The sequence below is a fragment of the uncultured Sunxiuqinia sp. genome (genome assembly GCF_947495665.1).
Taxonomy (GTDB): Bacteria; Bacteroidota; Bacteroidia; order Bacteroidales; family Prolixibacteraceae; genus Sunxiuqinia; species Sunxiuqinia rutila.
On record NZ_CANLZV010000006.1, the window covers coordinates 124,046 to 150,267 of the forward strand.

General features: G+C 44.8%; 24 protein-coding genes and 1 tRNA gene. 13 read left to right on the forward strand and 12 right to left on the reverse strand.

The features are described from left to right. The first annotated feature begins 43 nt into the window (after positions 1 to 43). From Q1A18_RS09500 to Q1A18_RS09530, 7 genes are all read left to right on the forward strand, one after another. Positions 44 to 484 (forward strand): PaaI family thioesterase, encoded by a 441-nt coding sequence (locus Q1A18_RS09500; protein WP_299578890.1) that lies wholly within the window; start codon positions 44 to 46, stop codon positions 482 to 484. Continuing rightward, positions 471 to 1,586 (forward strand): chorismate-binding protein, encoded by a 1,116-nt coding sequence (locus tag Q1A18_RS09505; RefSeq protein ID WP_299578892.1) that lies wholly within the window; start codon positions 471 to 473, stop codon positions 1,584 to 1,586. Before Q1A18_RS09500 ends, Q1A18_RS09505 begins: the two co-directional genes overlap by 14 nt. Beyond that, positions 1,583 to 3,265, forward strand: coding sequence for a 2-succinyl-5-enolpyruvyl-6-hydroxy-3-cyclohexene-1-carboxylic-acid synthase (gene menD, locus Q1A18_RS09510; RefSeq protein WP_299578894.1), 1,683 nt, complete (start codon positions 1,583 to 1,585; stop codon positions 3,263 to 3,265). Before Q1A18_RS09505 ends, menD begins: the two co-directional genes overlap by 4 nt. 14 nt (positions 3,266 to 3,279) lie before the next feature. Further along, a complete protein-coding gene (gene menB / locus Q1A18_RS09515; RefSeq protein WP_299578896.1) occupies positions 3,280 to 4,104 on the forward strand; it encodes a 1,4-dihydroxy-2-naphthoyl-CoA synthase in 825 nt (274 codons plus the stop codon). A gap of 169 nt (positions 4,105 to 4,273) precedes the next feature. Next, complete coding sequence (locus Q1A18_RS09520) at positions 4,274 to 5,185, forward strand: 1,4-dihydroxy-2-naphthoate polyprenyltransferase (RefSeq protein WP_299578898.1); 912 nt, start codon at positions 4,274 to 4,276, stop codon at positions 5,183 to 5,185. Further along, entirely contained in the window at positions 5,182 to 6,255 is a 1,074-nt protein-coding gene (locus Q1A18_RS09525; RefSeq protein ID WP_299578900.1) for an o-succinylbenzoate synthase, read from the forward strand. The genes Q1A18_RS09520 and Q1A18_RS09525 overlap by 4 nt, the downstream gene beginning before the upstream one ends. Next, positions 6,252 to 7,286 (forward strand): AMP-binding protein, encoded by a 1,035-nt coding sequence (locus Q1A18_RS09530; RefSeq protein WP_299578902.1) that lies wholly within the window; start codon positions 6,252 to 6,254, stop codon positions 7,284 to 7,286. Before Q1A18_RS09525 ends, Q1A18_RS09530 begins: the two co-directional genes overlap by 4 nt. 102 nt (positions 7,287 to 7,388) lie before the next feature. Here Q1A18_RS09530 and Q1A18_RS09535 read toward each other — a convergent pair whose 3' ends face one another. From Q1A18_RS09535 to Q1A18_RS09555, 5 genes are all read right to left on the reverse strand, one after another. Then, complete coding sequence (locus Q1A18_RS09535) at positions 7,389 to 8,465, reverse strand: PCMD domain-containing protein (protein ID WP_299578904.1); 1,077 nt, start codon at positions 8,463 to 8,465, stop codon at positions 7,389 to 7,391. A 10-nt stretch (positions 8,466 to 8,475) separates the two neighbouring features. Beyond that, positions 8,476 to 9,201, reverse strand: a complete 726-nt coding sequence (locus Q1A18_RS09540; RefSeq protein WP_299578906.1) for a hypothetical protein — start codon at positions 9,199 to 9,201, stop codon at positions 8,476 to 8,478. Further along, positions 9,201 to 10,214: an META domain-containing protein gene (locus tag Q1A18_RS09545; RefSeq protein ID WP_299578908.1), complete on the reverse strand. Its 1,014-nt coding sequence runs from the start codon at positions 10,212 to 10,214 to the stop codon at positions 9,201 to 9,203. The genes Q1A18_RS09540 and Q1A18_RS09545 overlap by 1 nt, the downstream gene beginning before the upstream one ends. A 271-nt stretch (positions 10,215 to 10,485) precedes the next feature. Further along, entirely contained in the window at positions 10,486 to 11,280 is a 795-nt protein-coding gene (locus Q1A18_RS09550; protein WP_299578910.1) for a patatin-like phospholipase family protein, read from the reverse strand. Between the two features lie 255 nt (positions 11,281 to 11,535). Then, positions 11,536 to 11,609, reverse strand: a tRNA-Ala gene (locus tag Q1A18_RS09555). Positions 11,610 to 12,173: 564 nt separating this feature from the next. Between Q1A18_RS09555 and Q1A18_RS09560 the strand changes: the two genes are divergently transcribed. The 3 genes from Q1A18_RS09560 (at position 12,174) to hflX (ending at position 14,955) form a co-directional block, all read left to right on the forward strand. Beyond that, positions 12,174 to 12,857: an energy transducer TonB gene (locus tag Q1A18_RS09560; protein WP_299578912.1), complete on the forward strand. Its 684-nt coding sequence runs from the start codon at positions 12,174 to 12,176 to the stop codon at positions 12,855 to 12,857. Between the two features lie 127 nt (positions 12,858 to 12,984). Beyond that, on the forward strand, positions 12,985 to 13,668 hold the full coding sequence (locus Q1A18_RS09565) for an energy transducer TonB (protein ID WP_299578914.1): 684 nt from the start codon (positions 12,985 to 12,987) through the stop codon (positions 13,666 to 13,668). Between the two features lie 75 nt (positions 13,669 to 13,743). Next, a complete protein-coding gene (hflX, locus tag Q1A18_RS09570) occupies positions 13,744 to 14,955 on the forward strand; it encodes a GTPase HflX (protein ID WP_299578916.1) in 1,212 nt (403 codons plus the stop codon). 78 nt (positions 14,956 to 15,033) lie between these two features. Here the strand turns inward: hflX and Q1A18_RS09575 are convergent, their stop codons facing one another. Continuing rightward, complete coding sequence (locus Q1A18_RS09575; protein ID WP_299578918.1) at positions 15,034 to 16,044, reverse strand: aspartate-semialdehyde dehydrogenase; 1,011 nt, start codon at positions 16,042 to 16,044, stop codon at positions 15,034 to 15,036. Positions 16,045 to 16,172: 128 nt separating this feature from the next. Between Q1A18_RS09575 and Q1A18_RS09580 the strand changes: the two genes are divergently transcribed. Further along, on the forward strand, positions 16,173 to 17,594 hold the full coding sequence (locus Q1A18_RS09580) for a gliding motility-associated C-terminal domain-containing protein (RefSeq protein ID WP_299578920.1): 1,422 nt from the start codon (positions 16,173 to 16,175) through the stop codon (positions 17,592 to 17,594). Positions 17,595 to 17,746: 152 nt separating this feature from the next. On the opposite strand, the gene Q1A18_RS09585 is transcribed toward Q1A18_RS09580, so the two are convergent. The 4 genes from Q1A18_RS09585 to Q1A18_RS09600 form a co-directional block, all read right to left on the reverse strand. Next, positions 17,747 to 18,820, reverse strand: coding sequence for a family 10 glycosylhydrolase (locus tag Q1A18_RS09585; protein ID WP_299578922.1), 1,074 nt, complete (start codon positions 18,818 to 18,820; stop codon positions 17,747 to 17,749). Between the two features lie 4 nt (positions 18,821 to 18,824). Continuing rightward, entirely contained in the window at positions 18,825 to 19,940 is a 1,116-nt protein-coding gene (locus Q1A18_RS09590) for a carbohydrate-binding family 9-like protein (RefSeq protein WP_299578924.1), read from the reverse strand. Positions 19,941 to 19,966: 26 nt separating this feature from the next. Continuing rightward, positions 19,967 to 21,406, reverse strand: a complete 1,440-nt coding sequence (locus tag Q1A18_RS09595) for an alpha-L-fucosidase (RefSeq protein WP_299578926.1) — start codon at positions 21,404 to 21,406, stop codon at positions 19,967 to 19,969. A 652-nt stretch (positions 21,407 to 22,058) separates the two neighbouring features. Continuing rightward, entirely contained in the window at positions 22,059 to 22,772 is a 714-nt protein-coding gene (locus tag Q1A18_RS09600; protein WP_299578928.1) for a hypothetical protein, read from the reverse strand. Positions 22,773 to 22,821: 49 nt separating this feature from the next. Here Q1A18_RS09600 and Q1A18_RS09605 point away from each other — a divergent pair, with 49 nt between their 5' ends. Together Q1A18_RS09605 and Q1A18_RS09610 are read left to right on the forward strand one after the other, a co-directional pair. Next, positions 22,822 to 23,535 (forward strand): SprT family zinc-dependent metalloprotease, encoded by a 714-nt coding sequence (locus Q1A18_RS09605; RefSeq protein ID WP_299578930.1) that lies wholly within the window; start codon positions 22,822 to 22,824, stop codon positions 23,533 to 23,535. A gap of 39 nt (positions 23,536 to 23,574) precedes the next feature. Further along, on the forward strand, positions 23,575 to 24,912 hold the full coding sequence (locus Q1A18_RS09610) for a deoxyguanosinetriphosphate triphosphohydrolase (protein WP_299578932.1): 1,338 nt from the start codon (positions 23,575 to 23,577) through the stop codon (positions 24,910 to 24,912). Here the strand turns inward: Q1A18_RS09610 and Q1A18_RS09615 are convergent. Next, the gene (locus Q1A18_RS09615) at positions 24,909 to 25,508 is read right to left on the reverse strand and encodes a DUF1080 domain-containing protein (RefSeq protein WP_299578934.1); all 600 of its coding nucleotides are present in this window, start codon (positions 25,506 to 25,508) and stop codon (positions 24,909 to 24,911) included. The genes Q1A18_RS09610 and Q1A18_RS09615 overlap by 4 nt on opposite strands. Before the next feature lie 22 nt (positions 25,509 to 25,530). Further along, complete coding sequence (locus Q1A18_RS09620) at positions 25,531 to 26,187, reverse strand: hypothetical protein (RefSeq protein WP_299578936.1); 657 nt, start codon at positions 26,185 to 26,187, stop codon at positions 25,531 to 25,533. Positions 26,188 to 26,222 lie beyond the last annotated feature (35 nt).

The window sequence follows — 26,222 nt, forward strand, 5'->3', positions numbered from 1 at the left end:
CTAAACCTTACTTTTGAGGTTCACTTTTTTTGAATATATCATTATGGATCTTAGTTTACTAAATAACAGTACCCCCCTTGAACTCATTAATCAGGCAACACAAAACGGCTTAATCGGAAGCCTGGGTATCGAAATCACCAAAGTTGGTGAAGGAACCGTTGAAGGCACCATGCTCCTTTCGGAGAAAAATTGCCGGCCCGATGGTATCCTTCATGGCGGAGCTAACCTGGCTTTTGCCGAAAGCCTGGCCGGTTTAGGAAGCATGCTTATGGTTGACATGAAAAACTTTGACGTGCTGGGTATCCAGGTCAACGGAAACCATACCAGCAGCTTACGCCAAGGAAAAGCTTACGCCGTAGCAAATATTCTCCATCCGGGAAACCAGACCCACATTTGGAATGTTGATGTAAGAAATGAAGAAGGACGCCTGATTTCAACCATTCGGGTGACCAATATGATTGTGAAAAGGAATGACAAATACTGAGAATTTTGCCATACTGCTGGATGAACTGATCGAAAAAAATTGCTCTTTTGCGCTATGGTCCATGCCGGGGAGCCAAACTCCTGAAATTCTGTTAACCGACAAGAATGACCTGATTTACCCGGCAGAATTTAACAAACTGAACGGTCAGGAGGGCTTTGTGTTTGCCCCCTATCAAATCAGCAACGAAACGCCGCTGGTGCTTCTCAAGCCTGGAACCTACAAAAAAGGCATCGAAGAGATTCTGACCATAGATCCTTCTCTTATGGAAAAAGGCGAAGCCCAGGACAAGGGGCCGGAGCAACATCGGATTATTGACAAAAAAGCTTACTTAAACGATATTGAGCGAACGGTAGAGGAAATCAAAAACAGCAAGCTTGCCAAAGCCATTGTTTCCCGGCTGATTCCGAAAGAACGAAAATCAGAGTCGCTCGGCAAACTTTACCTGCAACTCTTGCAGCAAACGCCCAACGCCTTTGTTTACCTGGTCAATTTACCCCAGGCAGGCTCCTGGATGGGAGCGACTCCGGAAGTATTGTTAAAGGCAGAAGCCAAAACCGTTGAAACGGTTTCGCTGGCTGGCACCCAAAACCGCCGGGCCGACTCGGACTACAGCTGGCACACCAAGGAAATTGAGGAGCAAGCCTTTGTTTCCCGTTATTTGCTGGATGTTTTTTACCGGTTCAACATTTACCCTTACACCACACAAGGTCCGGAAACTTTGGAAAGTGGCAAGGTGGCTCACCTGTTTACCAGCTTCCGGTTTTCAGCAAAAAAACTGGCTCACAAACTGGGCGATTTCGTTGCCGAACTCCATCCCACACCAGCCGTGTGTGGCTATCCCAAAGCAAAGGCAGCCAAATTTATCCGGAAAATAGAACAGCACAACCGTCGCTATTACACGGGTTACCTCGGTCCCTGGCGAATGAATGATTCCGTCAGATTATTTGTAAATTTGCGTTGCATGGAAATTACCCCCGACCGTTACATTCTGTATTCCGGAGGAGGAATCACAGCCCGGTCGGTTCCCGAAGAAGAATGGGAAGAAACCATCAAAAAAGCAGACACTTTATTATCAGCCATTGACGCTGTTCAACATACATGATTTCAACAAAAAAGCACATTCAGCAACTGGCAGCCATTTTGCTGGCCAAGGAAATTGACGATGTCATCATTTCCCCCGGATCACGCAACGGGCCGCTAACTCATACGTTTGCCGGTAGCAACCGGTTTAATTGCCGCAACATCGTAGACGAACGAAGTGCGGCTTACTTCGCGCTTGGACTGGCGCAAGCCAAGCAAAAGCCCGTAGTCATTGTTTGCAGTTCCGGAACAGCCACGCTGAATTATGCACCAGCTATTGCCGAAGCTTTCTACCTGCAGGTCCCTTTGATTGTGCTTACAGCTGACCGTCCCGACTACTGGATTGATCAGGCTGAAAGTCAGTGCATCCGTCAGGAAAATATTTATCAGAATTTCATTAAAAAAGAAATCAGTTTGCCATTGGGCGAATCTGAAAATGAATTGTGGTATGCGGCACGCCAAATCAATGAGTGCCTCAATACGGCCTTATGTGAAGCGCCTGCCCCCGTGCACATTAACATTCCGCTGGAAGAGCCTTTGCACGACTTACTGGATGAATCGCTTCCTCCGGTTAAAATCATTGAAACCGCTGACACCCGGCAGCTTTTAGCGGACTCAGCACTCGACCAGCTGACTGCAGTTTTCAATAAGGCCCATAAAGTATTGGTGCTGGCCGGTCAGCAAATTCCAAACCCCGGCCTGGAAAACCAGCTGAGCGAATTGGCTTCCAAAACAGGCGCTGTGGTTTTGAAAGAGCATTTGGCCAATCTCGACGATCCCAACTTTTGCGGTAGTATTGACCCCCTGATGGCCGCCTTGCTGGAAGACCGGATCGAAGAGTTTCAGCCCGAACTACTCATCAGTTTCGGCGGACAATTTGTATCCAAATCCTTAAAGCAATTTCTACGGAAATACAAGCCGGCTAACCACTGGCACCTGAGTTTAGCGAAGGAACATTTCGACACCTACCAGTCGCTCACCAAGGTCATTCCACAGGATGCGACTGACTTTTTCGGGCAGCTTTTACCCAAGGTTTCGAGCAAAGAAAAGAACTACATTCAGCGCTGGAAAAACAAAGAAAAACAAGTCAACCAGCTTCGGGATGCCTTTATCGAACAGGCAAGCTATTCCGACTTAACGGTCTTTGACCAGCTTCGAAAAGCCATCCCCGAGAATTCTGTCATCCATTTGGGAAACAGCTCACCGGTGCGTTACGGACTTATCTGTCCGCCGGTAAAAAATGCCCAATACTTTGGCAACCGCGGCACCAGTGGCATTGATGGCCCCTTGTCCACCGCTTTGGGTTTTGCTTCCGAAGCAACAACAATCAACACCATCATCCTGGGCGATTTGTCTTTTTTCTACGATTCGAATGCCCTGTGGAACAAATACATTCACAGCAACCTGCGGGTGATTGTCATCAATAACCGGGGAGGAAACATTTTTGGACTGATCAAAGGTCCCGGCAATTCTCCGGCTTTTCAGGAACATTTCTTCACCGAAAATAAATTTAAAGCCGAAGGCCTGGCCCGGGCTTTTGAACTGGACTACTTCAAGGCCGAAAATGCAACTGAACTAAGCCAGGCTTTAAGCGACTTTTATTCCCCCGGACAGCAAAAGGCTGCCCTCCTCGAAATTTTTACCGATGCGGAGGTAAACACGAACGTGTTTCGGGAGTTATTTAAATACGTAAAACAATAAAAAAACAACATACGATGAGCACAACAAGACAATGGCAAACCATTAAAGAATACGAAGATATTTTCTTCGATTATTTCGACGGGATAGGTAAGATTACCATCAACCGGGAACACGTACGCAACGCCTTTCGCCCCACTACGGTGAATAACATCAGCGATGCGCTACAGATTTGTCGTGAAGACCAACGCATTAACGTAATTGTTTTGACGGGTGCCGGCGACAAAGCTTTTTGTGCCGGAGGCGATCAGAATGTAAAAGGAACCGGCGGCTACATTGATGAGAATGGCATTCCGCGCCTCAACATCCTGGAAGTTCAAAAACAAATTCGCAGCATGCCCAAACCCGTCATCGCAATGGTCAACGGCTTTGCAATTGGCGGTGGCCATGTGTTGCATGTGGTTTGCGACATTAGTATTGCCAGCGAAAACGCCATCTTCGGACAAACCGGTCCCAAAGTTGGAAGCTTCGATGCCGGCTTGGGTTCTTCTTATCTGGCCAGCATTGTGGGCCAAAAGAAAGCACGCGAAATCTGGTTCATGTGTCGCCAGTACTCCGCACAGGAAGCCTTGGAAATGGGCTTGGTTAACAAGGTTGTCCCTTTCGATCAGCTGGAAGACGAAGTGGTGGCTTGGGCTCAAAAGATGCAGGAACACAGCCCGTTGGCCCTTCGCATGCTTAAGCTGGGCTTAAATGCTGAATTGGACGGACAAATTGGAATTCAGGAATTTGCAGGCAATGCCACTTTGCTGTATTACTTAACCGAAGAAGCTCAGGAAGGCAAACATGCATTCCTGGAGAAACGCAAACCAGACTTCGGGAAATACCCCAAGTTCCCATAACTTACAAGGGAAATGAGCTTATCGAAAGGAAAGTCGCCTTTCGGTAAGCTTAGTTGAATTAGCCCGGATTGTAACCTTTCCCGAGATTAGACAATAAACAAATACATTTTCGGACATTCAGATTTTCGGACAACTCCGAACGTTGAACTCCGAGCGTTGAACACTGATTATGGCAACAACAAAAAGTTGGATCAAAGCAGCCCGGCCCCGAACCTTACCTTTGGCCTTATCAGGCATTGTACTAGGTTGTGGTTTGGCATGGTTTTGCGGAACTTTTAACACGGCTGTCGCTTTGTTGGCGATTCTGACCGCTACCCTTATTCAGGTATTTTCAAACTTTGCCAATGACTATGGCGATAACCAACGGGGAACTGACAATGAGTTCCGCCTGGGACCAACACGTACCATGCAAAGCGGAGAGATTACCAAAGCAGAAATGAAAGCCGGCATGGCCCTGATTGGCGGCCTGAGCTTTATGCTGGGGCTGGCACTGGTTTATGTAGGGACCTGGCAAGTTTCGAAAACCGCCTTTTTCAGTTTTATTGGTCTGGGAATCCTTTCGTTACTGGCAGCTTATTTTTATACCGCCGGCAAAAAATCATACGGCTATGTTGGCCTGGGCGACCTGGCCGTTTTCCTGTTCTTTGGACTTTTACCGGTTGTTGGCGTTTTTTACCTCCACGCCAGTTATTTTGAAACGGCCATTTTGCTGCCTGCCATCAGTATGGGTTTTTTCAGCACCGGCGTGCTCAACCTCAACAACATGCGCGACATTGATAATGACCGGGCTTCCGGAAAAATCACACTGCCGGTTCGCATGGGCGAGCGCAACAGCCGCATCTACCATGCAGCCATGATCTTATGGGGATGGGTGGCTGTAATCCTGTTTACTTACCACCAGCAGGAGTCAGCCTGGCAATGGCTCTTTCTACTGGCCTTTCCACTTTTTTTAACCGACCTGATCAAAATTAGCCGGACAAAAGAAGCACAAGGCTTGGATCCCTTTCTAAAACGCCTGTCACTTTCAACCCTGGCATTTACCGTGCTGTTTTGCCTGGGCCTTATCTTGGCTGCTTCATGATTGCGCACTACCAAAAATATGAGCTTCAGTTTAAGCAAGCTGCAGGAACATCGCGTGGCGTATACAACACAAGGCCCGTTTGGTTTCTTTTTCTAAACCAAAACAACCAAACAGGAATTGGCGAATGTGCTCCTTTGCCCGGCCTTAGCCAGGAAACGCCCGAAGAAGTTGAAACAGCACTAAAATTGATTTGTCAGGATCCGAAGCCATTTCTGGAAAATCCGGAGCTTCTTCAAGCCATTCCATCGGTTCGTTTTGGGCTGGAGACTGCCTTAACCGACCTGCAAAACGGAGGCAGACAAGAACTGTTCCCCTCTGCATTTACCAAGGGGGAAGCAGGCATTCCCATCAACGGGCTAATCTGGATGGGGCCTGCGGAAGACATGCGCAAGCAGATTCAGTACAAGCTGGAAAGCGGCTACCGATGCATCAAACTAAAAATCGGGGCCCTTCATTTTGAAGAAGAGTTGGAGCTATTGCATGCCATTCGCACGCATTATCCGGCCAGTCAGATTACGCTTCGAGTAGATGCAAACGGCGCCTTTAAGCCCGAAGAAGCACTGGAGAAACTGAACCGGCTGGCAGCATTGAACCTCCACTCCATTGAACAGCCTCTGGCCGCCTCTCAGTGGACAGCCATGCAGCAGCTTTGCCAGCAAACTCCTGTTCCTATTGCACTGGATGAAGAACTGATCGGCATCAATACCCTGGCTGACAAAGAACGCTTACTCGACACCATTCGCCCCCAATACCTGGTATTAAAACCCAGTTTGCATGGCGGTTTTTCAGGGTGCTCGGAATGGATTAGCCTGGCCAACGAAAGCTCCATTGGCTGGTGGATTACTTCCTACCTGGAGTCGAACATCGGGCTGAATGCCATTGCCCAGTGGACCTTCACCCTCCAGGCAAACGGGCATCAAGGACTGGGAACCGGCCAGCTTTTTACCAACAATGTGAAATCCCCTTTGGAAATCCGCGGTGAAAAGCTGTGGTTTAATCCACAACAACCGTTTGATCTAAGCCCGATCAGCAAACAGGCCAACTCACCGAAAAATAAAGCGGAACAATGAATCTGTTTCCCAGTCATATCAAACTTAATGGCAGGCCAACTGCTGTTGCCAATTTGCTCCAGCAACAAGCTAAAGCAGGCTGGGAAAAAGAATGGCTTGATTTTTTGGCAGAATGGTATGCTCCCCAGGATTTTATTGAAGTCAACACCTCAGGAAGTACAGGAACACCCAAAACCATCCGCCTCACGAAAGAATTTGTGGCAGCCAGTGCCCAACGTACGCTCCATTTTTTCAATTTGAAGCAAGACGACCGGGTGCTGCATTGCCTGCCTACACGCTACATTGCCGGTAAATTAATGGTTGTTCGCGCCTTGGTTGGGCAGCTGGACTTACAGGTGGTTGATCCGGCAAGCGACTTCCAGCTGCTGAACAACCAATCGTTTCAATTTGCAGCAATGGTTACCAACCAGGTGTATAAAATACTGGAAAGTGGAATCGAGAACCTGGAATCCCTATTGATTGGTGGCTCAGCCGTTCCACAAACACTAACAGACCAGCTCCAAAAGGTTTCAACGGCCTGCTATTCCAGTTATGCCATGACCGAGACAGCTACCCATATTGCCCTTCGGAAACTCAACGGAGAAGATCGTGACGAATTTTACCACATATTGGATGGCATTGAATTGAGCTTGTCAGATGAAGGCTGCCTGCAAATTCAGATGGCCGGACTGGAGAACAACTTCATTCAAACAACTGACTTGGCTGAACTTATCGACTCCAAAACATTTAAAATTCTTGGGCGATCCGATCATGTGATTATTTCCGGAGGAATTAAGTTTATTCCCGAGAAACTGGAGCAAAAACTGGAACCCTATCTGCCATTTCCTTTTCTGATCACCTCCCGCCCCCATGAAAAACTTGGGCAACAATTGGTTTTATTAGTCGAAGCAAGTGAATCAGCAGAAAGCATGGCGGAACTGACCGCTATCTGCCAACAGCAATTGGATAAATTTGAACGTCCGCGAGCCATTGAATTCACGAATACCTTACCACGCACGCCCAATGGAAAAATCCTGCGAAAAGGATCATAAAAAAAGCCCTACCCGATAAACAGACAGGACTTCTTTTTTTCAATTAAACGAATCAAAACCAACGGTCTGACTCATTTAAAGATGCTTTCACTTGGAAAGCAATCAATAATTCAAAACGAGATTATCAATGATGAGGACACTGTTTTCAGCTCCTTCGTAATCATTTCCATTGGCACTTGACGAGAAAACAGCCACAATATGCGTTGGCACTTCTCCCTCCGCCGCATAAGTTTCGCCTTCACCCGGAAGCATATATTCCGGCGAGCCCGCAGGTAATTGCCCGTAAGTAAAATTGACGGTTATGTTTTTCATCGAGCTGGTTCCTTCCTCAATCCGGAACCAAGCCGTTGCCACACGTTTTACCTGCTCCTCCTCTCTCCTTTCCAACAAAATGTACATATCGCCGGTATCCGCATAAGGCAAAGCATTCTGAGAGGCATCCATGTTCTTCTCGCCAGGAGTATATTGGTAATCGACACTGAACGATGCAGGAGTTGCTGTAAAAGGAATTCCAAATTTAACGGCCGCCTGTGGATTGTCGAAACTAATGTTTCCTTCCTGAAAATCGCCGGTGAAGACCGAGCCCGATGCTATCGGTTTTCCAACCAACGAGCCAACCCAGGTAAACCGGGTTGTTAGCTTAACCGCATAATCACCAGTAGTCATTTCCAACTGCTGAACATTGGGCGTTATGCCCCCAAAAACAGCTCCTGGGTTGCTTGTTCCCCAGGCTGAAGATTCATCATCCACGCCTAAATCGAGGTAAGTTCCCCGATTGTGCCAGGTATTAAAATCAGAATTTGAGATTTGTGGCTGACTTCCTAGCTCAAACACATTGAAACTCCAGCTCGAAACGGCACCACTTTCAGCCGTAACACCAACACGAAGCTCGCTGCTTTCACTAAAATCCAGGGTGTCGCCAACGGCAATGGTAGCCTTTGCAAACGGAGACAGTTCCAGGCTTTTTACAACAAGCTGCGAAAGATCGGTTCCATTAGCGACCTCCACATAGAGCGAATCATTTTGCCGGTCAATAAAAGGCGTTCCATTCTGATTACTAAGTTCAAGGCTCAGAATATCGGCACCATCACTAAAACCAAAGTGATCTTCTTTGACACATCCGGCAGTGAATGAAACAAGGAGTAAGGCAATTATTAGTTGATCTATTGATTTCATCATTCCCTCCTTTCTAAAAATAATAAGCCAGGCCAAAGTCCAGAGAAAGCAGCGAAATATCAAAATCGAAATTGAACTTATCCCTACTACCCTCCTTGACACCATCTGTAGTTACATTCTTATTGGTGTAAGTAAGCCCCAACAAACCAACAGACACCTCAAAAGCAAAGCCTCTGGTTAAAACAACAGCCATACCCGGCTTTACACCCAAGGCCAGCGAAAATTCTTCGGAATAGGATTTGGTGATATCTTTCTCGCTTTTGGTATGACGCGTGACACTACTTCCTAAGTCAACTCCCAAATCAGTTTCGTTAAAGAAGCTAAACCGTCCATTAGGCGAGATTGGGTAATAATTCCGTAAAAAGAAAATCATGCGATGGTTAGACTTCGCCGACTGGTAGCGGGCATTTTCTTCGTTCCATTCGTAAATGGCATCCATTTCCTTACTCTGATAACTGTATTTAATACCTGCAGAAATATCATCCGCAAGGAAATAGCCTCCTGAAAAATTCAATCCGAAGCCAGTATTATCAAACTTCCCGACGTTAAACAACAGGTTGTCCAGATTCTCACTGCTGGTATTGTTCAGGTTCATGGTAAAACCCGTGTGCCAGGTTCCTTTCTCAAACATCGGACTGGTTTGATCCTGCCCCATTACCTGGTAAGTTTGAAACAATAAGCTTACCCCAATAAGCATTAGGGTAAGCCGATACTGGTATTTCCTTTTTTCGTTTGACACTAGTCAACTTTCTTAAATTTCATCAATTCATTGTCCGCTTCGTCGGTTAGAATTAAAGTTAAACCAACAAGCTGATAGCCTTTAACCTGCTGCAAACTCTTTCCAAATTGATCAGGAACAGTCATGTTCTGACACATTTTTCGGGTTCCGGCCAGAACACCAAATTCCAGGTTCTTTCCATCCAGTTTTTTGATATCGCCCATGAAATTATTGCAGCCATCCGTTCCTACTGCCCGCATTTCGGCCAAGTGAATTTCAAGTACCGGGCGTTCCTCAAAATCAGTTACGCGTTCTCCATTCATGGTTTCCAAAGCCCAAATGTCATTCAAGTTTTGGTTGACCTTTTCCTCTTCATGCTGCCTGATAAAAGCCAATAATTCTGCGCCATCTTCACCGTAAAAAACAAGCTCTGACTGAACCGCCTTATAGCTGGCTACCTGGCTCAAAGCTTTCAAATAAGCATCTTCAATATTCCGATTCATGCAAGCTCTGCGGGTACTTGCAACATTGCCCAGCAGAATCGCTTCCTGAGTCAGTTGTTGAATGGGACCTGAATAAGTGTTACATCCGCTGGAACCAAAAATACGGTTGTTCTCTAAATCGACTTCCAGTGTGGGAAGAACGACCGAGCGATTAACCGGACCGCCATTAATTCGTGCTAACAACCATTTTCCATGGATCAGAGCGCTACGGTCCACTTGTTTATCCAGCACTTTAACAAGGGTGTACTTGATGGAAGAAGCATCAGCCGGAACCTCTTCCTTGGGAAGATGCTCTTCTTTGACTTTCAATTTATAGAAAAACCCCGGTTCATAGTCAAAACCATCAATGGTCGAATAAAAATTTTGCCATTGGGCTTCCTCCATGTTATTCCCTTTTTGCACTTGCATGCACGACATTGGGCTAACACCCATACAATCAACCTTACTACTATTCACCCAGTATACATTCTTTTGCGTACTGCATGAAAACAGCGTTGCCAGCAGTATTAAGCTAAAAATACCTTTCATCATAACCTTTTATCCTTAATTAATTTAAACGAGTACCAAAGATCGAATCCAAGTAATTGTCATCGATAATACTTCAGATCCCGCTTCAGCACTCTTATTTCCTGAATCTATTAAACTAAACTATCCAACTAGATGCAAGTCGAAGTGAAAAGGTTGCTTACAAGCAACTTTAGCCTACAAAGAAACAACCAGGCTCAATTCTTAAAGTCTTATAAATAAACAGATAAATACAAAAAAGAATTCAGAGAAACAGATGCATAAGCATCAGTAATTATTACTGATCATTTGAAGAAGGGTTACACCGAAAGAAAAGATCAAGGTCTTTCTTTGCCGTGTGGTAACCAATCGCTACGATTTCCTCGAACTTGTCAAAGTCCCAAACTGAAAACTGCTCCAATTCATCGGGTTCTATGCACAAGTCACAATAGACTTTACTATTCCGTTGATTTTGAATAGCACACAAATCAAACACCCGCTCCGCAATGTCCCTGGCTCCAGAAATATGCTCAACTCTTTGATCGCCAATCACATTTGAACCAATCACCACATCACAATCGAAGTTTAAGGCCTCAACCGGTAAATTCATAAACAAGCCCCCATCAACAAAGACAGAGCCATTAAGATGAACCGGAGCAAAAGCCACCGGGATGCTAGCGCTGGCAATTACCCAATCGATCAATTGATTACCTTCGCCCGCCACCTTCACTCTCCCGGTATTCAAGTTGGTGGCCGTTACAAAAAAGCGCTTTTGAAGCAAATCAAACCGATCGTGCTTGATGTAATTTTCCAACCGCTTCTTCACCCCATTGAGGTTAACCAACCCACCGTTCCGGAAATCAATTTTAAACCAATTCCAAATTTTCTCTTTGTGGAGCATCGTTAATATTTCATCAGCACCAAAGCCGGCGCAGTACAATAGGCCAATAATTGCCCCCATGCTTGTTCCGGCAAGTTTGTCCACAACAATTCCGGCTTCATCAATGGCTTTCAATACCCCGACATGAGCAAAGCCTTTCGCTCCGCCGCCTCCAAGAGCCAAGCCTATTTTCTGATCCTGCTTTTCATTCATTGCTTTTCACTTATTTAGAATTGATTCCACATCAGGCTAGCAGCGCCATTCTATAATTGAAGAAGGTTCCTCCTTTCAAAATAGGATAGTTAAAATTAGTCATTTTATTGAAGTTAACCCCCTAGAAAAAAGCATGATATTTGGGATTTTGAAAAAACAGGGGCATCGTATTTCAGCATGAGGACTACTGAAAAACGACTTTTGTAAAAACAAAAAAGCAGCTACAGCAAATAGCTGCAACTGCTTTTCTTTTTGTGGAGAATATCGGAATCGAACCGATGACCTTTTGACTGCCAGTCAAACGCTCTAGCCAACTGAGCTAATCCCCCATTAAGCGAGGGCAAATATATAAATATTTTTAAACCGCAAGACCATGCCAACACACAAATTTTACATTTTCGGCAAATAAAAATCGGGTATTCCTCATTTTCAATGAAATGTCCAATATCAAAAAGCTATTCTTTGTTTTCCCAATACGCCTTTTCTTTCGTAATCGCCAGGTCCAACAATGGAATTGACACCTTTTTACCCGCTATAAGCTCTTCATTCATTAAGAAAGCTGCTTTTCCTTCTTCCATCGAACGATAGAAGCTCCCGGAAATAAAGTCTCCTTGCGAGAAATCAGTTTGGTGTTCTTCCCAGAATAAGTTGTTTAAAGAGCTTACGGGGAGACTCCTCGAAATTTTGTAAAAAATAAACACAATTAATTAATGTATCCAGAACGGTTCTTTTCTCAGCGAATTCAACGATTAGCCTTCAAGTAAACACCTGTTCAAAATGGGTTGGGCGGAGGCCAATTCAAACTCCCAGGTTTCTTCCTTTCGTTTTTGGTTTAGTTTTTGTGTTTCAAGGTTTAGCCATTGAATTAATCATTCACTTTTAAACTTAAAGTCATGAAAACTAAGAAAACTAAAAAAGCCGATTTAGAAGGAAAACGCTCCTTATTTCTAAGTATTGGACTGGTTCTTTCCTTAAGTTTTGTGCTGCTGGCCTTCAGCTGGAAAACACCCGTAAATCAAACCGACGCTTTTGACCAGGTTGATTGGGGCGTCCCCGATGACATTGTGATCCCACTTACCCGACCAGAGAAAAAAGAAGTCCTTCCTCCGGTTCAAACAGTCGTAGAATTCACCTTGGTAGATAATCAAACAGAGATTGAGGATGAGCATCTCGAAATATTCAATTCCGAAATAACCGATGAAGGAATTGATGTGGATGCCTTGCTTGCCAACCGTAAGGATGATGCCTATGAGGACAAAACCGTCATTTATAACTTTGTGGATGAGATGCCTGAATTTCCAGGAGGCAAGCAAGCGCTGCTCAACTACATTGGCAAAACAGTCAACTACCCGGTAATTGCGCAGGAAAATGGGATCCAAGGAAAAGTCTATGTCAACTTTGTTGTTAATGCTGATGGCCAGGTGGGCAATGTTTCGGTGGTTCGTCCTGTTGATCCATCCCTTGACAAAGAGGCAATCCGGGTGGTGGAAAGCATGCCACGGTGGAAACCGGGCAAGCAAGCAGGTCGCGCAGTCCGCGTGTTCTACCATGTTCCCATTAGTTTTGTATTACAATAAACAAAAACCGAAATAAGTCTGTTAATAAAAAAGATTTGAACTCTTGCTTTTGAAGATTATTTTTTATCTTTAACCCCTCAAAAGAAAAAGTATTTCTGAGAATAGAATAAACTTCTAAAACTGAATTATGGAACTAAAGAAATCACCAAAAGCCGATCTTGAGAGCAAAAGAAATATCTTTGTTCAGATAGGGTTAGTGGTATCTCTTGGTCTTTGTTTGCTTGCTTTTGAATGGACTACAAAAGTAGAACAGGCATCTTCATTGGGAACAATGGCTGAGCAGGTAGTAGAAGACGAGGTTATCCCCATCACCCGTCAAGAAGAAGTAAAACCACCACCACCACCTCCACCTCCAAAAGTAGTAGAAGTGTTGAACATTGTGGAAGACGACGTTGAAATTGAAGATGAACTGGAAATCCAGGACACAGATATCGACGAAGAAACAGCTATTGAAGTAGCTCCTGTTATTCAGGAAGAAGAAGAGGAAGAAGAAGGTCAGGTATTCTTTATTGTAGAAGACATGCCCGAGTTCCCCGGTGGAGAATTGGCTTTGCGTAAGTTTATTGCCAACGCCATTAAGTATCCGGTTATTGCTCAGGAAAACGGTATTCAAGGTAAAGTATACGTAAACTTTGTTGTTGATACTGACGGAAGCGTTACCAATGCGCGTATTGCCCGTGGTGTTGACCAGTCGTTGGACAAAGAAGCCCTTCGTGTGGTAAACAACCTTCCAAAATGGAAGCCAGGACAACAAAGGGGAAAACCAGTAAAAGTTTCTTACACGGTTCCAATTAACTTTGTATTACAATAACGATTTTAGATAAACAAAAGATCCTGGTTCCGTATTTCGGGGCCAGGATTTTTTATGGATAGAAGTAAAAGCTGAATGATAGAAACCGCCAAAACACAGGAAACCGCCGTACTCGTTGGGTTAATTAACCAAGAACAGGATGAAAGACAGGCACAAGAATACCTGGATGAACTTGAGTTTTTGGCTGATACCGCAGGGGCAAAAGTTGAAAAACAATTTTTTCAACGCTTAGACACACCCAATTCCGCAACTTTCGTTGGCTCGGGAAAACTGGAGGAAATTAACAACTTTATCAAAGTTCATGAGATTGACACCGTGATTTTTGATGATGAACTAAGTCCGACACAACTCCGGAATATTGAGCGAACGCTGGAATGCAAAGTTCTTGATCGAACCAATTTGATCCTGGACATTTTTGCCAAACGCGCTCAAACAGCGCATGCCAAAACACAGGTTGAATTGGCTCAATATCAATACATGCTGCCCCGTCTAACCCGTATGTGGACCCACTTGGAACGGCAACGAGGTGGTATTGGGATGCGTGGTCCAGGAGAGACACAGATTGAAACCGACCGGCGGATTATTCTGGATAAAATAGCACGGCTAAAAATTCAGCTTCAAAAGATTGACAAACAAAAGGCCACACAGCGCAAAAATCGCGGAAAACTGGTTCGTGTAGCTTTGGTTGGCTATACCAACGTGGGCAAATCAACCATCATGAACATGCTGGCGAAGTCAGAAGTTTTTGCTGAAAACAAGTTATTTGCCACACTGGATACCACCGTCCGCAAGATGGTTATTGGCAACCTTCCATTTTTGTTGGCGGACACCGTTGGTTTTATTCGCAAATTGCCCCATGGACTGGTTGAGTCGTTCAAATCAACCCTTGACGAGGTGCGCGAAGCCGATGTTTTGGTTCATGTTGTTGATATTTCACACCCCGGTTTTGAGGAGCAAATTGACACCGTTAACGAAACACTGGCAGAAATTAAGACCGGCGAAAAACCCACCATCTACGTGTTCAATAAAATTGATGCTTTTGAGTACGTCCAAAAAGATGAAGACGATTTAAGCCCCAAAACGAAGGAAAACCTTTCACTGGAAGAACTTCAAAACAGTTGGATGGGCAAAGGCAACACGCCGTCTTTATTTATTTCGGCCACCGAAAAAGACAATGTGGAAGCCTTCAAAAAGGTACTTTATGAGGAAGTGAAAAAGGTACATATTACCCGCTTCCCATACAACGATTTCTTATACGATATTGATTGGATCAATCCACAGGAATAACAAGAAAGAAAAACATCACCCAATAAGAAACCCGGCCATCAAGCCGGGTTTCTCATTAGTTATTGTCTGGTAAATTCATTATTTCACTTCACCATTGGCAATCAACCATTCAGCAATCTGAACAGCATTAAGCGCTGCACCTTTTTTGATCTGATCACCAACACACCAGAAGGTAATTCCTTTCGGGTTTGTCAGGTCCTTACGCAAACGACCGACATAAACATCATCTTTCCCGGCTACAAAAAGCGGCATCGGATATTCCTTGTTCTGTGGTTTGTCAATCACTGTCAGGCCTTTGAAGTTATTGAACGCTTCACGCACCTGCTCCAGGCTCAGCTCCTCTTCTGTTTCCAGCCAAATAGCTTCAGAGTGTGAACGGGCAACCGGTACACGCACGCAAGTAGCACTTACTTCCATGTCTGTGTGCATGATTTTCTTCGTTTCCCAATTCATTTTCATTTCCTCTTTGGTGTAGTCATTATCCAGGAAAACATCAATATGAGGAATAATATTCATGGCCAGCTGATACTGAAATTTATTAATCGTAGGCTCTTCGCCCTGAGCCAACTGACGTGTTTGCTCTTCCAATTCAGCAATCCCCTGAGCACCTGCGCCACTGGCAGCCTGGTAAGTAGCTACCTGAACTTTGGTAATCTTGGATAAGTTTTCAATGGGTTTCAAAGCCACAACCATCTGAATGGTTGAACAGTTTGGGTTGGCAATGATGTTACGTGGACGGTTTCTGGAATCTTCTGCATTCACTTCAGGAACAACCAATGGAACATCATCATCGTTACGGAAGGCGCTGGAGTTGTCAATCATCACCGCACCATATTTAGTAATGGTTGATGCAAACTCCTTAGAAATAGAAGCGCCAGCCGATGTCAAGGCAATATCAATATCCTTGAAGTCATCGTTGTGTTTCAATTCTTTAACAGTCAGTTTTTTGCCTTTAAAGTCAAACACCTTACCGGCACTACGGGCCGATCCAAACAAAACTAACTCATCGAGTGGAAAATTACGCTCGGCCAGAACTTCAAGAAATTCCTGCCCAACAGCACCACTTGCACCAACAACTGCAACTTTCATAATTTAATAAATTTTATTAATTTGAATTCATTCTTACGTTCTTTCAAACGTATAATAAAGTCCGCAAAATTAGCAGTTTGCTTTTAATTTTTCACAATATGTGGCGTATAAATAGTGTTTTTCTTATAATGCTTTTAGTATTATTAACAAATGAAAGCAAGGGCAAGGTAATTTGGGAGGAAAACTTCAGCCAACCCGACTTGGGTGTATGGGGCGATGCGAACGGAGAAAGCATTCATTCAAACCTTGATCCGAATGTGGGCTGGTCTCTCGATTATGAAGATTGTCAATTCACGGCTGAAAATGACTACGTTAAAACAGTGACGACCTCCGGCGGCCGATTTGAAGCCCTGGACTGCGACGGCGAAGCCATTTGGACTTCGGCATGGATCATGATTAGCAAATACACCGAAATCAATTGTGAGCTGATAGCCAAAGAGACCGGTAGCGGCAAAAATCCGGCGAGTAAATACCTGAAAGCCTATTACCAGATTGACCAGCAGGAAGAACAACTTTTTGAAACCAATGGGGTGAATGAAGGGAACTGGGGTGAAGTCATCGCCAGTCAATCTCAGTTGGAAGGTGATTCGATCCGAATCATCGTTCGCCTGAATAGCAGCTATGCCAGCGATAAAGTCATTCTGGATGCTATCCGCATTTGGACCGACCAACCGGAACAAATTGATCCGAATCAGCTGGCGGTTATCGGTGATCTTTTTATCAATGAGGTTCTTTTCAACCCCTATCCCGAGGGCGTTGATTTTGTTGAACTTTACAATCAATCGGACAAGATGATTCGCCTTGATCACCTGTTTTTGGCCAATAAAAACGACGATGGAAGCTTAAAAACCATCATTCCGATAACAACTCAAGAAGCATACTTCCCGCCTAAAAGTTATCTGGTGCTCAGCGAAAGTCAGGAGCAGGTTTTTGCTTTCTACAGCACATCCTGTCCCGATTGCTTTCTGAACCTTCCTGACTTGCCCGCCATGAACAACGATGAAGGAACTATAGTGCTAATGGCCGATTCGCTGAAAGTTCTCGAAGAATTCCACTATTCAGAGAAAATGCACCATCCGCTTCTGGTTGACGAAGAAGGTGTATCGCTGGAGCGAATTGCCCTGGATCAATCCAGCAATGATCCTTCCAACTGGGCTTCAGCAAGTCCGGCCGTACACTTTGCCACTCCCGGCTATGCCAATTCAATGAGCCGGACCGAGTCTCACCAAGCCAACAGCGTCACCTTAGAACCCAAATCCTTCTCCCCCAATGATGATGGGTACAATGATTATTTAACAATCAGCTATCAATTTGAAAATCCGCATTACGTGGCCAACCTGAAAATATTTGATTCTCATGGTCGACCGATCAATGACTTGGTTCAAAACGAACCTGCCGGCAGCCAAGGGGAATGGATTTGGAATGGCGAGTTGCAAAACGGGAGCAAAAGTCCGCTGGGTATTTACATTGTTTGGCTGGAAGTGCACGACCAAAACGGAAACACGCACCAATTCAAAAAAGCCTGCAGCATTACCGACCGTCTGGAATAACAGACCAAAACGGGCATTTCTGGCAGAATGATTGGGCGCTATCAATAAAGGCCCCAAAGCACGGGATCAGAAGATCACTCGCCTTGGAGCCTTTATTTGGATATCTCTTAAGAAGGGATCGCTCCTGTTAATCGGATGAAACAAACTTCAAGTTACCTGTGCTTTTTCAAAACAGCCAGCACATCATCATCAACATTACCAAACAGCGAAACGCCGGCTGCACCGTTTTTCAAGGCATAGCTAATGCCAGCATCCAGCTCTTCCGATGACTTGAAGTTAGGCAGAAACAATCCGGCATACAGCGGGAACCGACCGCACAGAAAGTGAACACCTTCTTTCACCGCATCGCCAATCCACTGCACTTGCTCACGATAAAATCCGTGATAAATCATCGGACAGATAGCATCCAGGTTCCAGTTGGTCCAATCTTGCCGAACAATCCGGCGGGCCACTTCCGGTGTTGGAAACACCGCGGCTGTAATTTGCTTTTTGTGCTTACTGGCAATAGCCGAGGCCTGATTCACAATAGTTGTAATCCGGTCGTATCGGTAGTTTCGCCATGAAAGGCTCTGATCCGGATATTCCAGTTCCAGCGGATCAACACCGTGCATTTCTTGATACTTTGACCGACAGGTTTCGCAGTAGCAAAAATCATATTCCGGCAGTTCCTCCTGCTGAACAATGCCATAATTTTCCCACAAATCAACTGGCAAAATCACATCGCAGTAGCGTACATAATCCAGGTGAATGCCATCCACATAGTCTTTCTCCAAAACCTTTTCCACCTGTTCGCGCAAGTAATTCTGAACCTCAGGTTTTGACGGACAAAGCCAGCGGTAGTAATTAACGTACGGAGGATTGGTGGCACACGACTCGCCGGTACGGCTGATGGCGTACCATTCAGGATGCGACTCCAGCAACGACTTCTCCCCCCGGTTCATGGTCCACATCCAACGATGTGTTTCCAGTCCCGCCTTCTTGGCAACCCGGAAGTGTAATTCGCTGTCACTCTCAAAAAACATCCCCCGGATGCCGGCATCGTAATACCGTTCGTATTTTTTCTGCAACTCAGCTTCTGTTTCTTTTTGATTCGGATTTTCCCAAACCCAATGTTTAGTCGCTGTTTTTTCCGATTTGCTTGCTTTCGGAAATGCTCCCGAGCTGGTATAGCTTAAAATACCGGCACCTGCCAGTAAGGACGATTTTAAGAATTCACGTTTTTTCATCTGTCTATTTTTGATTTGTTTTGAATAAGCCTACATCATTAATCGTAAAAGAAGTTCCATCAGCAGCCGTAAGCCTGACTGTAAACTGCCACTTACTGGCTTCCAGCTCCAGCTTGGCCGGCTCATTTCCATCTAAGGTGAAACGGTCATTTAAATCCAATTGTTGCAAATTATCTGCATACCGGCCGTGTTCACGCTGATAATTTTTCTGTCGGTAATAAATTAACCAGGCATATTGGCGCAATTGCTCATGCTTCTCCGGCTGAAAATCATCGGTAGTAGTTCCTACCGGCTGAGTCGAGAACTGAACGATTCCATAACGTTCGGGGGCATGCATGCTGATGATGCCGGGAGCACTCCAAACCCAGTTGTATTCGGGCAACGGACGCCCCGTATCCGGATTTTTGCGTCTGACATACCGACCATCAACAACATCGGTTTTCCATTGTACCCGCGAAAAGTTAATTCGCCAGTGCTCACCTTGCTCAGGCACTTCACTCTCAACCCCGGAGCGCAAGTCTGAAAAAGGAATTTTCATCTCTACCGTCCATTTTTTATCCCGGTCACTCGCATCATTCAGCGTTCCATCAATAGCAATGGCACTTTCAAAGCCCGGGGCATTGTAAATGACCAAGGGGCGGGCTCCGTCGCGATACGGACGTGGCATAAATAAGTCAAACAAGGTGTTGCGGGCATTTACTTCAAACTCAAAATAATCATGCGCATTGCCGTCCGGGTCAATGAAAACTTCAAAATCATTTTCATGATAAACAATCATATCATTCGTGTCGTAGTAGGCCCAAACGTGCGGCTCTTCCAGCTCGGCAAACACATACAGGTTGTTCGCGTCCCATAGCATTTTAACACGTGTACGATGCAATGGTTTTGGTTTGAGGTCTCCTTCAATATCCACAAATTCTGCCGTCCAACTGGCTTTTGACCAAGCGGCTTCGTCTGGTTTTCCATCCACTACAATCGGTTCAGCAGCCTGGTAAATCACATAATTCCGAACCGGTGTAAACAAATGCTCAAGGCCTTCCCGCAAGTTCTGTGTAGAAGCAGAAAACGGAGCGGACAGTAAGAGAATCAGGCTCAGTATACAAAATTGTTTTTTCATCATCTTTCTCAATACTTAAAAGATCAGTTCTATAAATTGGGTTGAATAGAAAAGGCCAACGCAGGGTATTCAGCATGACTTTTCCGGAATGACTTTGGCACGGTCACCACCACCTGGTCTCCGTCCATTTTCCATTTCACTTTTTCTCCGGTAGCCAGCAGTATCAAATCTGAACCCTTTGCCGGTAAATTTCCACTCCAACGAATCGTTGCCGGAACAGGCTCTCCCTCTGTCAACCGGGCAACTGCATAAGTCTCCTTGTTCTTACCTTTCGTAAAAAACACTTCGCCATCTTGGTAAAAATCGGCAAGTCGCGTATTGTAAATAGCGTCTCCGTTGGCCTCAAGCCACTCGCCAATCACCTTTAGCCGTTCAATAACTTTGGTATCCAGCGTTCCATCAGGACGAGGCCCAACGCCTAATAATAAACTACCTCCTTTGGCCACAATCTCTACCAGGTCATGCACCACTTTCGTCGGCGATTTCAGCTTTTCATTCGGAACAAATCCCCAATTGCTGCCGAGGGTAATACAGCTTTCCCAAGGATAAGTTAATTGCTTGGAAGGAATACTGCGTTCGGGAGTCTGATAATTCTCGTAAGGGCCATGAACCGTGCGATCCACAATCAGCAAGCCAGGTTGTTTCTGGCGCGCCATATCGGCAATTTTGGGCAGATCAATTTTCTGATCCCACTCCGGAATTGGTGCTCCCCACGACAACACTTCTTCATTCACCGTCTCACGCGGGCGAACCCAACCGCCATCAAGCCAAAGAATATCCACTGAACCGTAATCAGTCATCAACTCTTGAATCTGATTATAGGCAAATGTTTTAAAGCGATTCCAGCGCTCCGGAAATTTGCGAATGTCATAGTTAACATTCCGGTTGGGCGTTGAATATTTATCCCACCAAAAGTCTTGCGAATGCCAGTCTGGCTTGGAGTAATATGCCCCAATCATAAAGTCTTTAGCCCGAAAAGCATCAAAAACATACTTTGCCACATTGGCTTTGGGATGGTCAGCAAACGGGCCGTTCGTTACTTTAAAATCCGTTTGCTGGGTATCGAACATGTTATACCCATCATGATGTTTGGTGGTGAACACCAAGTATTTCATACCCGCCTGATCAGCAGCATCTGCCCATTGCTCCGGATCAAATTTCACCGGGTTAAACTCTTTGCTCAAGCCCCAGTACCACGATTTATACTCACAATAGCCCATGCTATCGGGCCGGTTTATCCAGTCTTCGGAACACAGTGCCCACGACTCGATTATTCCCGGAACGGCATACAAGCCCCAGTGAATAATCATTCCAAACTTCAGATCCTGCCATTGATCCAATTTTTCCAAAACCTTTTGGTCGGATGGCCATTCATAGGTTGTTGACTGTTGATGTACACCCAGGTCCTGGGCCGACAACGACCAACAAACTGTCATAACCATTAACAAAACTCCAATTATCTTTCTCATTTATAGTCGATTTTAAAGATTAGTCTACATTACAAAGTTCCGAATTATAATCCTTTCTAAAAAAGTGTTTGCGAACACACTATAAAAAATCTGCAAAAGTGCCCTCGAACAATTACGGTCAACAAAGAAAGAAGCCTTTTTCTGATTCTCCTCCGACATGAATCCGGTAAGCACTCAAAATAAAGCCCTTAACCAAACAATGGATTAGTCGGATTTTCCTTTGTTAAACCATACCTCTGGAGGAGAAGAACATGCGACAAGATAAAAAAAAATGGTGTGTGCGTACACATTTATCCGCAAAAACAGCATTTCTTGAGAAAAATATACTTAGTTTTGGGCAGTTACAACTGACAGCAAAATACGTACACTTCTCATAGTCAATCAGATTTAAAAATAGAGACAGGGATAAGTGACAGAAAAAATAATCGACCCGGAACTTCCGCAGGCCGATTCAAAAAAATTGGAAACTCGTTGTTGAAGTCAAGTCCTTTAACAAACACGACTTCCAATAAATTAGCAGCATAATTTTTTTTACTCGGGGCTGCATCAGTGATTCATTTCATTGGTGCAGCTTTTTTAAGTGGTAACATGAAACCAATCTGCCCGATACAACAAGCGGAATAACAACCGTTATCCCGCTTTCAGTATTTCTTTACTGTGGTAGTTTCACTTTTTCCAGATACAGCTTTTTCAGCTGCTGCAAATATTCCAGGCTCAATTTATTACTATAAATCCTTACAAACTCGCGCAACCGCCCCTTGTGATAAAAGGCTCCAACAGCCGCATCAAATTTACTCTCACTCCAATTGTATTTCACTCGGTTGCTTAGTGCATCGAACTCTTCCCAAGTATAATGAGCCGGAAGCTCAATATAGGCATGAAACTCTTCTTTCAAATCCAGGTAAATTCCAGGGTCAATTTCCTCCAAACTGAAAAACTTAACCACTTTAATGTTGGCTTTTTCTTTCAGGTTCTTCCGGTTTTTAGTCAGAAATTGAATCCCATTCGCAGCATAGGCTTTTTGCAGAGCACCAATCAGGTCATATCGGTTCAGATGCCGCACCCTCAAAACATTGTAAGTCGTATCATACATGGTAAGAAACCCTTTACCAGCATCAAATTTTTCGTCAAAATCCTTTTCCACCTCCTGGGTGGCGCGAATAATCGTTTCCAGTGGATAATGTTCCTGTAACGCAATGTACATGTAGATTGGCTTTGTGTCAAAAGGTGTTTCGTGGTAATAGCCCGGAAATGGCTCAAGTGATTCAAAAACAAGGGTTCCCGGCTCTACTTTGTCATCAATAGTAAATACGGTTTCTCGTTTGTTAATCGTCCCAAATACCTCAATCGTGTTTTTTTGTTCCATAGTTCAAATTTTGAAGGATTGATTATCTTCGTCAGCAATTATCAACGCTATGAAGGCTGAAAAAGTGATCGATGTAGAACCTGTTGGCCAGGTTACTCTAGTTAGAAATGAACGCTCCCGTTATTTTCGGTTACGGGTAAAACCCAATGGACTGGCCCATGTCTCCATGCCTGTTTTAGCTTCCGAGTCAAAAGCAATTGACTTTGTCAAATCAAAAACGGCCTGGATACAAGAACAACAACAAAAGCTAAAAACAGGTTTAACTGTTTTTAGACAAGATAGCTCTTTTCGAACAAAGTTTCACCAATTAAGAGTCGTAAAAGTCAGGCAGTCAAAAGTATCAAACAGCATTGGGAACGGGATTATTCAAATCAACATTCCGGAACACATCAATCACGAACACCCACCCATTCAGCAGTTTATACGCAGAACGCTCGTAGAAGTGATGCGTTACGAAGCCAAAGTATACTTGCCTGCCCGCCTTCAGGAACTGGCTGACAAACACCAGTTTCAATTTGAAAAAGTATTTGTAAAACATGTAAAAAGCCGCTGGGGAAGCTGCTCATACACCAACAACATCAACCTGAATGTGCATCTGATGCGTTTGCCGGATCACTTAACCGACTATGTTCTTCTGCACGAACTGGCCCATACCCGGGAAAAGAACCACAGTGCCCGCTTTTGGAACCTGCTCGAATCGGTTTGTCCAAATTCAAAACAACTGGACAGAGAGCTGAAAAATTATCAGGTTGATATTTTTTGAACAGAAAGCGCCCCCAACTGCTTATTAAAATAAAAAGCTATGATGAACTGGAACGAATTAATTTCGAGTAAACGATTAGGCTCCAAACCCGCAGCAAAACAGGCGGAAAACTATAACCGGACCCAGTTTCAGCGCGACTACGACCGGATTATTTTTTCATCGCCATTCCGGCGGATGCAAAATAAAACCCAGGTTTTCCCGCTGCCCGGAAGCATTTTTGTACACAACCGGCTAACGCACAGCCTGGAAGTGGCCAGTGTTGGCCGATCGCTCGGAAATATTCTTTCAGAGAAGTTGCTGGCTGCCGGTGAAACCAATCCGCTAATTTCGGAACTGGGCGCGGTTGTTTCAGCTGCCTGCCTGGCCCACGACATGGGCAACCCTCCCTTCGGGCATGCTGGTGAAGAAGCCATTTCAAGCTATTTCAGAAATGGAAAAGGGCAGAACCTGGAGCTCATGTTAAAACCCGAAGAATGGAAAGACTTTGTTTATTTTGATGGCAATGCCAATGCTTTGCGACTGCTTAGCCACCAATTTCACGGGCGTCGTGCCGGAGGCTTTGCCTTAACGTATACCACATTGGCCAGCATTGTTAAGTACCCGTTTGAATCGGTCAATGTTACCAAACCCAAGTTTGGTTTTTTTCAATCGGAAAAAGCCTGCTACGAAGAAATCGCCCGCGAGCTCAATATCAAACAGCTTGAAAACAATCCGCTGAAATTTGCCCGCCATCCCTTGGTTTTTCTGGTTGAAGCAGCCGATGATATTTGCTACCAGCTGATGGATTTGGAAGATGCTCACAAACTGGGGATTCTGACTTATGAGCAAACCAAAGCCCTTTTCCTTAATTTCTATGACCAGCAGGCAGACAAGGACTTATTGGCCAAGATTGAAGCAACCTTCAACGAAGTACTGGACCACAATGAGCGCATTGCCTACCTGCGTGCGGGGGTAATTAACAAGCTGGTGCACCAATGCATGGCTGAATTTGAAATCAACCAGGAAGCCATTATGGAAGGAACTTTTCAGCAGTCGCTGATCAGCCAGGTTAAAGGAATCTCGAAGGTTGCCATGGACGAAATTCAGGCCTTGTCCATCGAAAAAATTTACAGACACCGGGCAGTAGTGGAAGTTGAAATTTCGGGTCACCAGATTATCGGAACGCTGCTTGAAGCGTTTACCGAGGCGGTCCTTTCTCCCGACAAGGGGTACTCGCGACGCCTGATTTCACTGATGCCTGTTCAGTACAAAGTCGACCACCATTCGACCTATGAAAAGGTACAATCGGTAATCGACTTTGTGTCGGGCATGACGGATTTGTATGCCCTTGATTTATTCCGTAAAATAAAAGGAATTAACCTGCCTTCTTTGGGTTAAAGCTCCCGAAGTTTCAGGTTTCTCCAGCGTACTTTAATGCCGCCTCCATCATGAATTTGCAGGGCAATACTTCCTTTGCCTTCTGCAATTTTATCGTCGGTCATGTCGCACATTTGGTGTCCGTTCAACCAGGTAGTGACATGGCCGCCTTGCAGGCGAATTTTCATTTTATTCCATTTTCCCATTTTCAGGTGACCTTCTTCCTCATCCGGAATCTGGCAGATCCACCCACGGCCATAAGACTCGTAGATACCGCCTGAATCGTGATTTGGCGGAGCTACTTCTACTTGCCAGCCACTCACTTTCGTTCCTTCAAAAGTAGAACGAAAGAAGATGCCGCTATTGCCATTGGCTTCTTGCTTAAACTCAACTTCCAACTCAAAATCATCATACGATTTCTCGGTTGACAGGTAACCATAAGCCTTATCCGGGCCGCTTTCACAAACTAGTTCCCCTTTGTCCACATACCATTTTTCGGTACCGTGAATTTTCCAACCATCCAGGTTCTTACCATTAAACAGTTTAACTACATCTTTTTGTGCCAGCAGCGGCCCTGCGCACAGCAGCAACGCCAGCAAATACGTCATTTTTTTCATTCAATTTAACTTTACGATTGATTTATTTCGCCAACTCACTTTTCAGCAAGCTAACATTGTTTTTCAGTTGTTCGATTTTTTCATCCTTGGATTGAAGATCTACTTTCAGCTTTTGCACTTGCGATTTTAAAGTAGCCAGCTGCCCCGACAATTCTTCAATGGTACTGTTTTTCGATTTGAGTTGAAATTCTAACTTACCATTTTCATCTTTCTGACGGTTCTGGTCAAAACGAATTTCGGAAAGATCGCCAGTCAGTTTCTTCACTTGCGAAGAAAGGGCATTTTTATCATCCTGCAAAGTAGCTATCTGATTTTTATAGCCTTCCATCTGCTGGTTATATTGCCTCTTTTCGTATTCGAAGGCATAAATCTTTTCTTCGATGTTGGCATCTTTTTCCTGCACATTGTTGGCCAAAGTATTGATTTGTCCGTTTAAGTCACTAATCAGCTGATCCTTTTCAGCATTGCTGCCCATCAATTCTGTCTTGGTCTCTTCGTAGTCGGCAATCAGCTGCGCAATCCGGTCAGCTTTGGCCTGATTCTCATCCGTCAGGTCCCGCACCCGCTGCTCCGCGCGCAATTTCGATGATTCCATGTCCAAGTATTTCTTTTTCGACACACACGATACAGACAAAAGCCCCACGCATGCGATGAATATAACAAGTTTGCTTGTTCTCATTTTTATTCAATTTTATTGTAAACAATAAGCCGGGC

Excerpts from the sequence above, each read along its gene's own strand:
- Q1A18_RS09500 (WP_299578890.1), top strand. The coding sequence starts at position 44 with ATGGATCTTAGTTTACTAAATAACAGTACCCCCCTTGAACTCATTAAT.
- Q1A18_RS09505 (WP_299578892.1), top strand. The coding sequence starts at position 471 with ATGACAAATACTGAGAATTTTGCCATACTGCTGGATGAACTGATCGAA.
- menD (WP_299578894.1), top strand. The coding sequence starts at position 1,583 with ATGATTTCAACAAAAAAGCACATTCAGCAACTGGCAGCCATTTTGCTG.
- menB (WP_299578896.1), top strand. The coding sequence starts at position 3,280 with ATGAGCACAACAAGACAATGGCAAACCATTAAAGAATACGAAGATATT.
- Q1A18_RS09520 (WP_299578898.1), top strand. The coding sequence starts at position 4,274 with ATGGCAACAACAAAAAGTTGGATCAAAGCAGCCCGGCCCCGAACCTTA.
- Q1A18_RS09525 (WP_299578900.1), top strand. The coding sequence starts at position 5,182 with ATGATTGCGCACTACCAAAAATATGAGCTTCAGTTTAAGCAAGCTGCA.
- Q1A18_RS09530 (WP_299578902.1), top strand. The coding sequence starts at position 6,252 with ATGAATCTGTTTCCCAGTCATATCAAACTTAATGGCAGGCCAACTGCT.
- Q1A18_RS09535 (WP_299578904.1), bottom strand. The coding sequence starts at position 8,465 with ATGATGAAATCAATAGATCAACTAATAATTGCCTTACTCCTTGTTTCA.
- Q1A18_RS09545 (WP_299578908.1), bottom strand. The coding sequence starts at position 10,214 with ATGATGAAAGGTATTTTTAGCTTAATACTGCTGGCAACGCTGTTTTCA.
- Q1A18_RS09550 (WP_299578910.1), bottom strand. The coding sequence starts at position 11,280 with ATGAATGAAAAGCAGGATCAGAAAATAGGCTTGGCTCTTGGAGGCGGC.
- Q1A18_RS09560 (WP_299578912.1), top strand. The coding sequence starts at position 12,174 with ATGAAAACTAAGAAAACTAAAAAAGCCGATTTAGAAGGAAAACGCTCC.
- Q1A18_RS09565 (WP_299578914.1), top strand. The coding sequence starts at position 12,985 with ATGGAACTAAAGAAATCACCAAAAGCCGATCTTGAGAGCAAAAGAAAT.
- hflX (WP_299578916.1), top strand. The coding sequence starts at position 13,744 with ATGATAGAAACCGCCAAAACACAGGAAACCGCCGTACTCGTTGGGTTA.
- Q1A18_RS09575 (WP_299578918.1), bottom strand. The coding sequence starts at position 16,044 with ATGAAAGTTGCAGTTGTTGGTGCAAGTGGTGCTGTTGGGCAGGAATTT.
- Q1A18_RS09580 (WP_299578920.1), top strand. The coding sequence starts at position 16,173 with ATGCTTTTAGTATTATTAACAAATGAAAGCAAGGGCAAGGTAATTTGG.
- Q1A18_RS09585 (WP_299578922.1), bottom strand. The coding sequence starts at position 18,820 with ATGAAAAAACGTGAATTCTTAAAATCGTCCTTACTGGCAGGTGCCGGT.
- Q1A18_RS09590 (WP_299578924.1), bottom strand. The coding sequence starts at position 19,940 with ATGATGAAAAAACAATTTTGTATACTGAGCCTGATTCTCTTACTGTCC.
- Q1A18_RS09595 (WP_299578926.1), bottom strand. The coding sequence starts at position 21,406 with ATGAGAAAGATAATTGGAGTTTTGTTAATGGTTATGACAGTTTGTTGG.
- Q1A18_RS09600 (WP_299578928.1), bottom strand. The coding sequence starts at position 22,772 with ATGGAACAAAAAAACACGATTGAGGTATTTGGGACGATTAACAAACGA.
- Q1A18_RS09605 (WP_299578930.1), top strand. The coding sequence starts at position 22,822 with ATGAAGGCTGAAAAAGTGATCGATGTAGAACCTGTTGGCCAGGTTACT.
- Q1A18_RS09610 (WP_299578932.1), top strand. The coding sequence starts at position 23,575 with ATGATGAACTGGAACGAATTAATTTCGAGTAAACGATTAGGCTCCAAA.
- Q1A18_RS09615 (WP_299578934.1), bottom strand. The coding sequence starts at position 25,508 with ATGAAAAAAATGACGTATTTGCTGGCGTTGCTGCTGTGCGCAGGGCCG.
- Q1A18_RS09620 (WP_299578936.1), bottom strand. The coding sequence starts at position 26,187 with ATGAGAACAAGCAAACTTGTTATATTCATCGCATGCGTGGGGCTTTTG.